Source organism: Rhodoferax sp. (assembly GCF_012927445.1).
Classification (GTDB): Bacteria; Pseudomonadota; Gammaproteobacteria; order Burkholderiales; family Burkholderiaceae_C; genus Rhodoferax.
In genome coordinates, this window is the sequence record NZ_JABBPD010000004.1 from 295,489 (window position 1) to 308,077 (window position 12,589).

Annotated in this window: 13 protein-coding genes and 1 pseudogene; 13 read left to right on the forward strand and 1 reads right to left on the reverse strand. The window is 57.7% G+C overall.

The features are described from left to right. The first annotated feature begins 324 nt into the window (after positions 1–324). Entirely contained in the window at positions 325–1,554 is a 1,230-nt protein-coding gene (serA, locus tag HHJ17_RS06940) for a phosphoglycerate dehydrogenase (protein WP_296501669.1), read from the forward strand. Between the two features lie 302 nt (positions 1,555–1,856). Here the strand turns inward: serA and HHJ17_RS06945 are convergent. Then, a pseudogene (locus HHJ17_RS06945) lies at positions 1,857–2,534 on the reverse strand (IS6 family transposase). A gap of 200 nt (positions 2,535–2,734) precedes the next feature. Between HHJ17_RS06945 and HHJ17_RS06950 the strand changes: the two are divergent. From HHJ17_RS06950 to HHJ17_RS07005, 12 genes are all read left to right on the forward strand, one after another. After that, on the forward strand, positions 2,735–3,082 hold the full coding sequence (locus HHJ17_RS06950) for an iron-sulfur cluster assembly accessory protein (protein ID WP_296501668.1): 348 nt from the start codon (positions 2,735–2,737) through the stop codon (positions 3,080–3,082). 55 nt (positions 3,083–3,137) lie between these two features. Next, on the forward strand, positions 3,138–4,574 hold the full coding sequence (gene sufB / locus HHJ17_RS06955) for a Fe-S cluster assembly protein SufB (protein WP_059751823.1): 1,437 nt from the start codon (positions 3,138–3,140) through the stop codon (positions 4,572–4,574). Next, positions 4,571–5,365 carry a Fe-S cluster assembly ATPase SufC gene (gene sufC / locus HHJ17_RS06960; protein ID WP_296501667.1) on the forward strand — a complete coding sequence of 265 codons (795 nt, stop codon included), beginning with the start codon at positions 4,571–4,573 and terminating at the stop codon, positions 5,363–5,365. The genes sufB and sufC overlap by 4 nt, the downstream gene beginning before the upstream one ends. Continuing rightward, on the forward strand, positions 5,362–6,711 hold the full coding sequence (gene sufD / locus HHJ17_RS06965; protein WP_296501666.1) for a Fe-S cluster assembly protein SufD: 1,350 nt from the start codon (positions 5,362–5,364) through the stop codon (positions 6,709–6,711). The genes sufC and sufD overlap by 4 nt, the downstream gene beginning before the upstream one ends. Then, positions 6,708–7,967 (forward strand): cysteine desulfurase, encoded by a 1,260-nt coding sequence (locus HHJ17_RS06970; protein ID WP_296501665.1) that lies wholly within the window; start codon positions 6,708–6,710, stop codon positions 7,965–7,967. The genes sufD and HHJ17_RS06970 overlap by 4 nt, the downstream gene beginning before the upstream one ends. Next, positions 7,967–8,452, forward strand: a complete 486-nt coding sequence (gene sufU, locus HHJ17_RS06975) for a Fe-S cluster assembly sulfur transfer protein SufU (protein ID WP_296501664.1) — start codon at positions 7,967–7,969, stop codon at positions 8,450–8,452. The genes HHJ17_RS06970 and sufU overlap by 1 nt, the downstream gene beginning before the upstream one ends. 101 nt (positions 8,453–8,553) lie before the next feature. Next, positions 8,554–8,874: a Grx4 family monothiol glutaredoxin gene (gene grxD / locus HHJ17_RS06980; RefSeq protein WP_296501727.1), complete on the forward strand. Its 321-nt coding sequence runs from the start codon at positions 8,554–8,556 to the stop codon at positions 8,872–8,874. Between the two features lie 16 nt (positions 8,875–8,890). After that, complete coding sequence (locus HHJ17_RS06985) at positions 8,891–9,451, forward strand: NifU family protein (RefSeq protein ID WP_296501663.1); 561 nt, start codon at positions 8,891–8,893, stop codon at positions 9,449–9,451. A gap of 169 nt (positions 9,452–9,620) precedes the next feature. Continuing rightward, positions 9,621–10,187 (forward strand): GTP cyclohydrolase I FolE, encoded by a 567-nt coding sequence (folE, locus tag HHJ17_RS06990; RefSeq protein ID WP_296501726.1) that lies wholly within the window; start codon positions 9,621–9,623, stop codon positions 10,185–10,187. A gap of 61 nt (positions 10,188–10,248) precedes the next feature. Then, a complete protein-coding gene (locus HHJ17_RS06995; RefSeq protein ID WP_296501662.1) occupies positions 10,249–10,506 on the forward strand; it encodes a BolA family protein in 258 nt (85 codons plus the stop codon). Positions 10,507–10,685: 179 nt separating this feature from the next. Continuing rightward, positions 10,686–11,936: a P-loop NTPase gene (locus HHJ17_RS07000; protein ID WP_296501661.1), complete on the forward strand. Its 1,251-nt coding sequence runs from the start codon at positions 10,686–10,688 to the stop codon at positions 11,934–11,936. Further along, positions 11,929–12,585 carry a NifU family protein gene (locus HHJ17_RS07005; protein WP_296501660.1) on the forward strand — a complete coding sequence of 219 codons (657 nt, stop codon included), beginning with the start codon at positions 11,929–11,931 and terminating at the stop codon, positions 12,583–12,585. Before HHJ17_RS07000 ends, HHJ17_RS07005 begins: the two co-directional genes overlap by 8 nt. Positions 12,586–12,589 lie beyond the last annotated feature (4 nt).

Below are 12,589 nucleotides of genomic sequence, written 5' to 3' on the forward strand. Positions count from 1 at the left end.
TGACTGTGCTTATCGCAGGCTTGGCAGACCAGGGTCAGCATGTGGGAAACCTGAAGTTTATTAACGGGTATGGAAGTTCAAGACAATTGGTTACAACCCGAATAGTGACGTCATTCCGGGTGGGGGGGGGGCACTCACTGACCGGCACAATATCCTCTTCGCGGCCCTCGACGTGGCCCTGATTAACGCTACGCTTGCCTGGACTTGAGATGCTGACGATGCGTGGAATTTCAACCCTCGTGCGATTGCGGGCAAGTTGGCATGATTATTCGCCCGTGACGATTTTCATTCATAGTTACACCCCAACAATTCACTGACTCCCCCATGATAAAAACTTCGACCGACAAGAAAAAAATCAAGTTCCTCCTGTTGGAGGGCATTCACCCGTCAGCACTCGATGTGTTGAAAGCGGCGGGCTACACACAGATCGAAAGCTTGGTTGGCGCACTGGCTGGCGACGATCTGAAAGCGAAAATTGCCGATGCACATTTTGTCGGAATTCGCTCCCGCACCCAACTGACGGCCGAGGTGTTTGCCCATGCAAGCAAACTGGTGGCGGTGGGTTGTTTTTGCATAGGCACCAATCAGGTCGATCTGCAGGCCGCCAGCGAACACGGGGTTGCGGTGTTCAACGCACCTTTTTCCAACACCCGATCAGTGGCTGAGCTAGTACTCGCAGAGGCGATTCTGTTGATGCGGGGGGTGCCTGAAAAAAGCGCAATGGCGCACCGTGGTGGCTGGCTCAAGTCGGCGGATAACGCCTTTGAGATTCGAGGCAAGACGCTGGGCATCGTCGGCTATGGCTCCATCGGCACGCAGTTGTCGGTGCTGGCAGAGGCACTGGGCATGAAGGTCATATTTTTTGACGTGGTCACCAAGCTGCCTCTGGGCAATGCCAGGCAGGTAGCCCGGCTCCATGATTTGCTGGCCGAGTCCGATGTGGTCAGCCTGCACGTGCCTGAAACCCAAGCCACGCAATGGATGATCGGTCAGGCTGAGATTGCGGCGATGAAGCCGGGTAGCGTGTTGATCAATGCATCGCGCGGTACGGTGGTTGAGATTGAGCCGCTGGCCCAGGCGCTGCTTCAGAAAAGACTGCTGGGTGCGGCGATTGATGTTTTCCCGGTGGAGCCGCACAGCAACAAGGAAGTGTTCGAGTCGCCGCTGCGGGGCCTGGACAACGTGATTTTGACCCCGCACGTCGGTGGCTCGACGATGGAGGCACAAGAAAACATTGGCATCGAGGTGGCGAATAAACTAGTCAAGTACAGCGACAACGGCACGTCGACCTCGTCCGTCAATTTCCCCGAGGTGGCACTGCCGGCCCACCCCGGCAAACACCGCCTGCTGCACATCCACCACAACGTACCCGGCGTTCTTTCGGAAATCAACAAGATTTTTTCCGACAACAGTATCAACATCGCATCTCAGTACCTGCAAACCCATAAAGACATTGGTTATGTGGTGATAGACATCGATGCGGCTTACTCCACTATGGCGCTGACCAAACTCGCCGAAGTACGCGGCACCATCCGCAGTCGCGTGCTTTTTTGAGTGTCGTTTTAGTTGCCGTGTAGCACTGTGAATCGCGCAAGTCCAATTCACCGCGAGCATCTTGTAGCCAAGAACCAGAGCAGATATCTGCTCTGGACTCCAGGTTTCTCCGGGTTTGATGTCGACAATATGGGGGCGTCTCAGAAAACGGAAAATAAAGCAGCGAAGGTTTAACGGTCAGAGCGAATAGCGGTCCAACCTAACCCGACGAGTGCAACGGCACAAAAAACGGTTCTGCCGCATTAACCGAGCCAATGAAAGATTTGGGCGATATTTTCAAGTTCGCGTTTCCCCGAGCGCTCTTATGCTGCCGATGAATAAAACTGTTCAACGAACGAGAGTTCCTTTCCTTTTTCGGCCCTCAGCTGGCCTTTTTTGATCATGTGCATCAGCTCAATGTCTGCCAAGACCTCGCTGGCAGTTCGGAATGATTTGAAGCCCAGCATCGGTCTGGTAATGCGTTTCACGAACCGATGATCTTGCCCGACCATGTTATTGAGGTACTTAATCTAGTGCACCTCAATAGGTAGGTCGCGACCTTTGTTGATCCCGTCCATAGCCGCTTGGTGAGCGTCACTTTTGTCCATCGTGATCTTCTCAGGCGCTGCGTTTTGCAGCATTGCCTTGATGGAGAACCGCGTCGCTGCAGCGGTGTCGCGCTGGGCTCGCCGCAGGAAATCAATGGTGGCGCCTGCCTTGTCAACGGCCCGGTATAAGTACTTCCACTGGCCGCCCACTTTGATGTAGGTGTCGTCCATGCGCCAACTACCGCCCACCGGGCGCTTGTGCTGGCGAAACACTTTCTCCAGCAAGGGTAGGAACCGGATCGCCCAACGGCTGATGGTTGAATGATTGACCACCACACCGCGCTCCTACATCATCTCCTCAAGGTTGCGATAGCTGAGCGCGTAGGCTGCGTACCAGCGAATACACACCAGAATGATTTCCTTCGAAAACCGCATCCCCTTCAACTCCAGCATCGCGTCACCCCCTTTGGTTCACAGCCAGCATAGTCGGCTTCCTGGCAGAAACTCGTTAAGGCGACAGAACCAACTTTCGCCATCCCAGTTTGGATGCATAACCACTGAGACGGAATGGTTGACTAAATTAATCAGGCATTGAAATCTATTGTTGACTAACATAGTCAACTATTCTGATCGCAGTCGAAAGGTAAAGAGTCATGGCAATCACTTTGACGGAAAAAGCAGCAAAAAAAATTCAATCGCAGTTGGCGAAAAACGGCAGCGGAATCGGTTTGCGCCTGGGCATAAAAAAAGTCGGTTGTAACGGTTTTGCCTACACCTTTGACTACGCCGCCGAAGCGCTGGCTGGCGACCAGGTGTTCGAGTCGCACAACACCACGCTGGTGGTTGACGCCGCCAGCCTGCCATTTATCGATGGCTCACACCTTGATTTCGTCAAGGAGGGTTTGAATGAAAGTTTCAAGTTCGACAACCCCAACGCCGAAGGTGAATGCGGTTGTGGCGAGAGCTTCAATCTAAAAAAGATAAGCACCACCACGCCGTAAATAGTCACGGGGCCGCGTATGCGCGTGGTCTGGAGAATAACCAGAGGTAAGTTCAATGAGTGCAGTACTGCAAAACTTGGTTAACCAACCCTATAAGCACGGGTTCGTCACCGACATCGAATCGGAGGTCGCGCCGAAGGGCCTCAATGAAGACATTATTCGCATGATTTCGAGCAAGAAAAAAGAGCCCGAGTGGCTGCTCGAATTTCGCCTCAAGTCCTACCAGGCATGGCTCAAGATGACGGAGCCCGAGTGGCAAAATTGTCACCACCCGAAGATCGATTATCAGGCGATCAGTTATTACGCCGCACCCAAGATCAAAGCGAAGTTAAACAGTATCGACGAGGTCGATCCTGAATTGCTGCGTACCTTCGAGAAGCTGGGTGTACCGCTGCATGAGCGCATGGCGCTGGCGGGCGTTGCGGTCGATGTGATTTTTGACAGTGTCTCGGTAGCCACGACCTACAAACACAAGCTGGCCGAAGTCGGCGTCATCTTCTGTTCCATGTCGGAAGCGGTGTTGGAGCATCCCGAGCTGGTGCAGAAGTATCTGGGCACCGTGGTTCCAACCGGCGACAACTTTTACGCCGCGCTCAATTCGGCGGTATTTACCGACGGCTCGTTTTGCTTCATTCCCAAAGGCGTCAAGTGCCCGATGGATTTGTCGACCTACTTCCGTATCAACACCGAGGAGTCAGGGCAATTCGAACGCACGCTGATCATCGCCGAGGAAGGGGCGTCCGTGTCCTACCTGGAAGGTTGTACCGCGCCAGCGTTCAGCACCAATCAGCTCCATGCGGCCGTGGTCGAACTGGTTGCACTCGACAATGCCGACATCAAATACTCGACGGTACAGAACTGGTATGCGGGCGACGAAAACGGTGTTGGCGGTATTTACAACTTTGTCACCAAGCGCGGCCTGGCCAAAGGTGTCAACGCGCGTATTTCGTGGACCCAGGTCGAGACCGGTGCAGCGATCACCTGGAAGTATCCCTCGGTGGTCTTGCTGGGCGACAACTCGGTTGGTGAGTTTTATTCGGTCGCGGTGACCAACAACTACCAGCAAGCCGATACCGGCACCAAGATGATCCACATTGGGAAAAATACGCGCAGCACGATTGTCAGCAAAGGCATTTCCGCCGGCAAGTCGAACAACAGCTACCGGGGTCTGGTCAAGATTGCGGCCAGCGCCACCGGTGCGCGCAATTATTCACAGTGCGACTCAATGCTGATTGGCGAAGAGTGCGGCGCCAACACCTTCCCCTATATCCAGGTCCTCAACAACAGCGCCCAGGTTGAGCACGAGGCGTCAACCTCGAAGATCGGTGAAGACCAGATGTTCTATTTTGCCCAGCGCGGTGTCGATGCCGAGGCAGCCGTGTCGATGATCATCAACGGCTTCTGCAAAGACGTATTTCAACAATTGCCCCTGGAGTTTGCGGTCGAGGCGACCAATCTCCTCAGTTTCAAACTCGAAGGAAGTGTCGGATGATTTACCCAGACAGCAAAGTATTACTCGAAGTGCGTGGACTGTGCGCGAGCGTGAATGGCGTCGAAATTCTGAAGGATCTTGACTTCACGGTCAGGAGCGGTGAAGTTCACGCCATCATGGGCCTAAACGGTTCTGGCAAGAGCACCTTCGCCAAGGTACTCGCGGGCCATCCGGCCTATGAAGTGACCAGTGGCAGCGTGCTGTTCGAAGGCCAGAACCTGTTGGCGCTGAAGCCCGAAGAACGCGCGCGCGCCGGTTTTTTTCTGGCCTTTCAGTATCCGATCGAGGTGCCCGGCGTCGGTAACGGTCAGTTCCTGCGCCTCACCTACAACACGGTTCAAAAACAGCGTGGCAAGGAAGAACTCGACCCGCTTGAGTTTGACGACTTCGTACGCGACAAGATGAAGCTGCTGGAAATGAACCCCGATTTTCTGGACCGCAGCGTCAACGAAGGTTTTTCTGGCGGCGAAAAAAAGCGCAACGAAATACTGCAGATGGCGCTGCTCGAACCCCGTCTGAGCATTCTTGACGAGACCGATTCCGGTCTTGATATTGACGCGCTCAGAATCGTGACCCACGGTGTGAACCAGCTCACCACGCAAGACAATGCGGTGGTGATGGTGACCCACTATCAGCGCCTGCTGAACTACATCGTGCCCGATTACGTGCACGTGATGGATGCCGGCCGCATCATCAAGACCGGCGGCAAGGCGCTGGCACTGGAGCTTGAGACGCGCGGCTACGAATGGGTGAGCGCCGAGTACAAGACCACTGCGGGTGAGACTGTATGAGCGAAACCACCCTACTGACGCCGGTGATTGCCGGGCGCTATCTCGAAAGCCTGCTGGCAGGACAGCCGCAGCAGACGGCGAGCCCGTTGGCGTGGCTCAAGGCGCTGCGCGCGGAGGCGGTCGAGCGCGTGGGCGCGTTGAGGTTGCCCACCACGCGTGACGAGGAGTGGCGTTTTACCGACATTTCCCTACTCGGCAAGACCTCGTTTGCGTCAGCGCTCAGTGCCACTTATCTGGAAGCAAGCGATGCTGCTCACTTCTTTATCGAAGAAGCGAACACCCGACTGGTGTTTGTGGATGGTATCTATGCGCCGGAGTTGTCCAGTCCCCATGCAGAAAATGGTACCCACAGCGGCGTGGTGGTGTCCAACCTGACAGCAGCGATGGCTGCGCACGCGGCGGCAATCAAGCCGCATCTCGGCCGGCACGCACCCTTTACCAACGATGCATTCGCCGCGCAAAATACCGCATTTCTGCACGATGCCGCAGTGGTCATCGTGCCGCGTGACGTATCGGTGGCAGCGCCAGTTCATTTGCTGTTTATTGCGACGCAAAAAGAGGTTGTGAGTACCCCGCGCTGTCTGGTGCTTGCCGAGGCTGGCAGCGCCGTGACCGTGATCGAGGATTACGTCGTGTTGTACCAGCCGCGCTGGCAAGAAGAAGCCCATTTCACCAACGCCGTCACCGAAGTCGTGTTGGCAGACAATGCGCATGTGACGCACATCCGGGTTCAGCGCGAAGGCAGTAAAGCGTTTCATATTGCCAACTGCGCGGTGTCGCTCGGTCGCGCCAGCAATTATCAGTCGGTCAGCGTCGCGCTTGGCGCGCGCCTGTCGCGCTACAACCTGAACGTGATGCACACGGCCGAGGGCGCCACCTGTGCGCTCGACGGGCTGGCGCTGATCTCCGGCAGGCAGCTGGCCGACACCCATAGCTGCATCGACCATGCCCAGCCCCACGGCACCAGCCGCCAGCTGCACAAATGCATCGTCGGCGGCAGCGCCCATGCGGTCTTCAACGGCAAGGTCATGGTGCGCGAAGGCGCGCAGCGTACCGACGCCCGGCAATCCAACCGCAACCTGCTGTTGACCGCCAAGGCGCACATCGATACCAAGCCGCAGCTGGAGATTTTTGCTTCCGACGTCAAGTGCACGCATGGGGCGACTGTTGGCCAGCTCGACAGCGAAGAGGTGTTTTATCTGCAAAGCCGCGGGCTGACCGATGCCGCTGCCCGCAACCTGCTGACCTATGCGTTCGGCGCCGAGATCATCGACCGCATTCCCATCGCATCGCTCAAGCAGCAACTTGAGCAGACGGTGCTCGAACAAACTGCAAGCCTGCCATGACCACTCTTCAAATGGTACGCAAAGAACCAGCGGCGCCAGGCCTCGACGTCGAGCGGATTCGCGCCGATTTCCCGATCCTCAGGCTGCAGGTCAACGGCAAGCCGCTGGTCTACCTCGACAATGCGGCGTCGAGCCAGATGCCGCAGCAGGTCATTGATCGCCTGGTGCGCTATCAGACCACGCAGCACGCCAATATCAACCGTGCGGTGCATGCCCTGTCCGAGATCTCGACCAACGAGTATGAGCAGGCGCGTCGCAAGCTGCAGCATTTCATCCATGCGCGGGAAGAGCGCGAAGTGATCTTCACCAGCGGTACCACCGATGCCATCAATCTGGTGATGCATGGCTACGGTCGCAAGTTCATAGGGTCTGGCGACGAAATTATCCTGACCACGATGGAGCACCACTCCAACATCGTGCCGTGGCAGATGCTGGCCGAAGAAAAAGGCGCAACGATTCGTGTGGTGCCGATCAACGACGCGGGTGAGCTGCTGCTCGACGACTACGAGAAGTTGTTCAACGAGCGCACCAAATTCGTCAGCGTGATGCACGTCTCGAACGCGCTGGGCACGATCAACCCGATCAAGCAGATGATCGCCTTTGCCCATGCGCGCGGGGTGCCGGTGCTGGTCGATGGTGCGCAGGCCGTGCCGCACATGCCGGTCGATGTACAGGATCTTGACTGCGACTTTTACGCATTTTCGGGGCACAAGCTGTGCGGCCCGACCGGCATCGGCATTCTCTACGGCAAGGCGGCGTTGCTGGAGCGGATGCAACCCTTCAAGGGCGGCGGCGACATGATCCTGTCGGTGACGTTTGAAAAAACCACCTACAACACGATTCCGCATAAATTCGAGGCCGGAACGCCCCCCATTGCGGCCGCCATCGGACTGGGTGCCGCAGTGGATTATTTGTCGGCCATCGGCATGGACGCCATTGCTGACCACGAACTAGACCTGCTCAATTACGCCAGCGAGGAGATAGTCCGGCTGCCGGGCGTGCGCATTATCGGCACCGCCAAAAGCAAGGCCGCCGTGCTGTCATTCACCGTTGACGGCGTGCATCCACACGACATCGGGACCCTGCTCAATCAGGACGGCATCGCCGTGCGCACCGGACATCATTGCGCGCAGCCGGTGATGCAGCGCTACAAGCTGCCGGCCACCTCGCGCGCCTCGTTTGCGTTTTACAACACCCTGGCCGAAGTCGACGCCCTGATCGCCGGCATTCGCAGCGTGCAGAAAGTGTTTTCATAATGGCCGATCCCAGAGCCTTGTATCAAGAGGTCATCCTCGACCACAACAGGAAGCCGCGCAATTACGGCACGCTCGCGCACGCCAGTCACCATGCGGCGGGCCACAACCCGCTGTGCGGCGACCACATCGAGGTGGCACTCAATCTCGGTGGCGAATGCATCGACAGCATCGCGTTTCAAGGTGCATCGTGCGCGATCTGCAAGGCGTCGGCGTCAATGATGACCGTGGCCGTCAAGGGCAAGACCCGGGCCGAGGCAGAAACACTGATTCACGAATTTACCGCCATGTCGACCGGCAAGCTCGATCTGGGCAGTGACCATCACATCGGGCGCCTGGTGGTGTTTGCCGGGATAGCCGACTTGCCGGTGCGGGTCAAATGCGCGATTTTGCCGTGGCACACGCTGCACGCCGCATTAAACGCCGTTGAGAGCACATCGACCGAGGCGGAACATGATCCGATGCACGTGAGGATCGGTGATGCATGAAGATGGAAATAATTTTTCCCGTGGCGTACACAGCGCTTCACGCCGGACGCCTGGCTAATTCACCAGTAATGACGGCAACTAAACAACTTTGGAGAATGAACATGACGGATGCGCAGACAAGAATCAACCAGCAAGTGACGACCAACCCGGTCGTGCTTTACATGAAGGGTACGCCGCAGTTCCCGCAGTGCGGCTTCTCCGGCGCGGCGATCAAGATGCTCAGGGCATGCGGCGGACCAAGTCTCTTCACGGTAGACGTGCTGGCCGACCCGGAAATTCGGGATGGCATCAAGTCCTATGCTAACTGGCCGACCATTCCGCAGCTTTATATCAAGGGGGAATTTGTGGGTGGTTCGGACATCATGCGCGAGATGTTCGAGCAAGGCGAACTACAAAAATTGTTACAGGCAGCAGAAGGATAAGTTTGAGGGAATCAACATGCCAAAAATTGCTGAAATCGAAGATACCCCCAACCCGAATGCGGTGAAGTTCACGCTTCATGAGCCGTTGAGCTGGGGCATTTCGCATTCCTATGAGAACGCAGAGCAAGCCAGGGACGATGTACTCGCCTCCACGCTGTTCGCTATTGAGCACGTGAGCAATGTGTTTTACGTTGATCGCTGGCTCACCGTGACGCAGGATGGCGGCGCCGACTGGCCGGAGCTGGTGCGCCTGATTGCCGTGCCATTGCGCGCCGCGCCGGCGGCGGCCACGCAGTCCGCCGCTTCAGTTTTCGCAGCGCGCACGGCCATTGCCGACCTTAATGTCGAAGATCAGGAGCGGCTTGAGCATATCAACGTGCTGCTGGATGCCCAGATACGCCCCTATCTGAAAAGCGATGGCGGCGATCTGCATGTGGTTGGCCTGGCCGGCAACCAACTCAGCGTGCACTACCAGGGCGCATGCGGCACCTGTCCAAGCTCGATATCCGGCACGCTCAAAGGCATCGAGAACTTGGTTCGAACCATAGAGCCGGACATCGAAGTCGTGGCTGTTTAGATTAGCAATCGCTGTTCTATTCGACGGCTACTTTCCCACCGTTAGTTGGGCTAGTGCCGGACTGGCAAAAAACTTGATAAGACTAAAGAATCACATGAGTCAAAATTTCACGGCGCGAGCCATCGAGAAATCTGTTTTACAGGCGCCGACCCCGACAGAAAAAGCACAGATGCCAGAACAGGGGTTTACCGAGCAGGACTGGCGCCGACTCCTGATCAGCTTGGGGGAGAATCCCGATAGAGCGGGCCTGGTAGAAACACCGTCCCGCGTTGCAAAAGCCTGGAAGCACTGGACTTCCGGCTATGCCAAAGACCCGGCTGAATGTCTAAAAGTATTTGAAGACGGGGCGCAGGAGTACAACGAACTCATCGTGCTACGCGGCATCCCTGTATACAGCCATTGCGAGCACCATCTAGCGCCTTTCTTTGGCAGCGCGACGATCGGCTATGTTCCCAACGGGAAAATAGTAGGCTTGTCAAAGCTGACGCACCTGGTCGATTGCTTTGCCCATCGATTGCAAGTGCAAGAGCGACTCACCATCCAGATTGCCAATGCCTTGATGACGCATCTGGAACCGCAAGCCGTTGGCGTAGTCATTCGCTGTCGCCACCTGTGCATAGAAAGTCGCGGCATTCGCACCCAGGGAGAGGAAACCGTCACCTCATCCATGCTCGGCACACTGCAATCCAACCACGCACTGCGCGCGGAATTTTTCGCTGTGGAGCGTGCGGCGTAATTTCATTTGTGTAAAAGGCGGCATCGAATCCCAGTGCCGCGCTACTAATAAGGAGAGTCACATGTCTTCCCATCCAACTGAGTTCCAAGGTTCCGTCATCGATGCACTGCGCGAGGCCATCGAGCGCCAAGTTCCTGATTCACGGGCCGAAGTGAACGGTGGCGGCGGCCACTACACCATCGAGGTCACGTCGCCCGCATTCGCCGGCAAGAACATGCTGCAGAGCCAGCGCTTGGTGTACAGCGCCATCACCGATCTAATGAAAGGGGACATGGCGCCGGTGCATGCCGTCGACAGTCTGAAGACCCGGACACCCTGAGCAACGATAGCTTGGAGAATGTCAGGAATGACTTTAACCGGAGCTGCGACGCGCCGGTGACGATCGCGAAACTGCTCCTCGAGTGCTACTTCGAGAATCGTCCAATTCGCGATGAGTTTTTCTGGGGGCCGAGCTCGCAGCAATTTACCCCGTGAATTGAAGATACAAGGAACTTAGCCATGCAGACCACTGACCACAATCACCAGCAGCACGCGCCTGGCACGATATCCCAGCCGGCCGTCGGCCCCGAGAAACTTCCGGGCATCCGTCACATCATCGCCGTCGGCAGCGGCAAAGGCGGCGTCGGAAAATCCACGGTGAGCGTCAACCTCGCGCTCGCGCTGCAGCAGCTCGGGGCGAGTGTCGGGATAGTAGACGCCGACATTCTTGGCCCCAGCATCCCCGGCATGCTTGGCATTCCGACCGGTGAGCCGCCAGCGATGACTCCGGAGAACAGGATGATCCCGGCAGAGCGGCACGGCCTGAAGGTGGTGTCGATGGGCATGCTCACCGGCGATGACAAACCGGCCGTCTTGCGCGGGCCGATGGTGGGCAAATACCTGAAGATGTTCGTCGGCGGCGTGCAATGGGGACCGCTGGACTACCTGATTCTCGATCTGCCGCCCGGCACCGGCGATACCCAGTTGACGCTGGCGCAGAGCATGCCGCTGTCGGGCGTGGTGATCGTGACGACACCCCAGGCCGTAAGCCTCAAGATCGCCCGACGCGGCTTGCGCATGTTCGAGAAAGTGCAGGTCCCGATTCTTGGGATCGTCGAGAACATGCGCACCTTCACCTGCCCCCACTGCGGCGAGAGCACGGATATCTTCCGTCACGGCGGCGGCGAGCAGATGAGCCAGGAGCTCGGCGTCCCGTTCCTGGGCGCCTTACCCCTCGATGCCGATGTCGTCACCTGCGGTGATGAGGGCAGGCCCATCATGGTGGACCTGCCGAAGTCGGTCAGCGCACGGGTGTACGCCACCATCGCCGCAGCGCTGGTGGAGCAGCTCCACGCGGCGGTCGCGACGCTGAAGCCCTTTGTCTGGAAGTGGGACAGCAACGAGGGGGCGCCGGCCTGGCTGGAAGGCGCAGTGCGGTCTGCCGGAGCGCGCAACACGCCCATCGGTCTCCTGCGCCGCGATCCGCGTACCTTGTCTATTCTGTGGGAGGATGGCCATCGCGACGACTTCGATGTGCGCGACCTGCGCCTGTCGTGCCATTGCGCCCTCTGCGTCGAGGAGATGAGCGGACGCAAGCTGCTCGATCCCAAGACGGTGCGCTCTGATGTGAGCCCGCGCCAGATCGTGAGCGTGGGCAACTACGCGATCGGGTTCGATTGGAACGATGGCCATAACAGCGGTATCCATTCGTTTAACGACCTGCGCGCTTTGGGCGAGCGCACTGCGGCGAAGAGCGTCGAAAATGTCTGACGCCATGACTGTGGATAGGACGTCTGCGAATCCGACGCTGGTGGAGCAGCCGATCAGCATCCGCGCGGAGACTTCGCTCGCCGACCCCGACACCTGCAAGTTCACCGTGAGCCGCAGCTTACATCCCGGCGGCCCCTTCTTCTTCGGCAACAAGGAACGGGCTGCCGGGTCGCCGCTAGTCGAGCGACTGTTCGCGCTCGCCGGTGTGGCCAATGTGCTTATCGTGGAAAACGTGGTGACCATCGGCAAGGAGTCAGGCGCCTCGTGGTCGGGACTGAAAGCGGCCATCGGGACGGCCATCCGGGCGCAGCTGCTCACCGGCGTGCCGGCGATCCTGGAGATGGCTGCGTACTCCAGCACACAAGGACGATCCGACGCCGAGCTTGACGTGGTCGTTCAGCAACTGCTGGACGGGCAAGTCAATCGCTCCATCGCGAACCACGGCGGGAAGATTTCGCTCGTGGAGGTCCGTGAAGGCAAGCTTTTCATCAGCATGAGCGGCGGCTGCCAGGGCTGCGGGTCCTCCCAGGTGACCCTGAGACAGGGCTTGGAAGTGATGGTGAAAAGGGTCGCCCCGGAAATCGTGGAAATCGTGGATGCGACGGATCACGCAGCGGGGAAGCAGCCGTTCTACCCGCGCCATGAGTAGACCT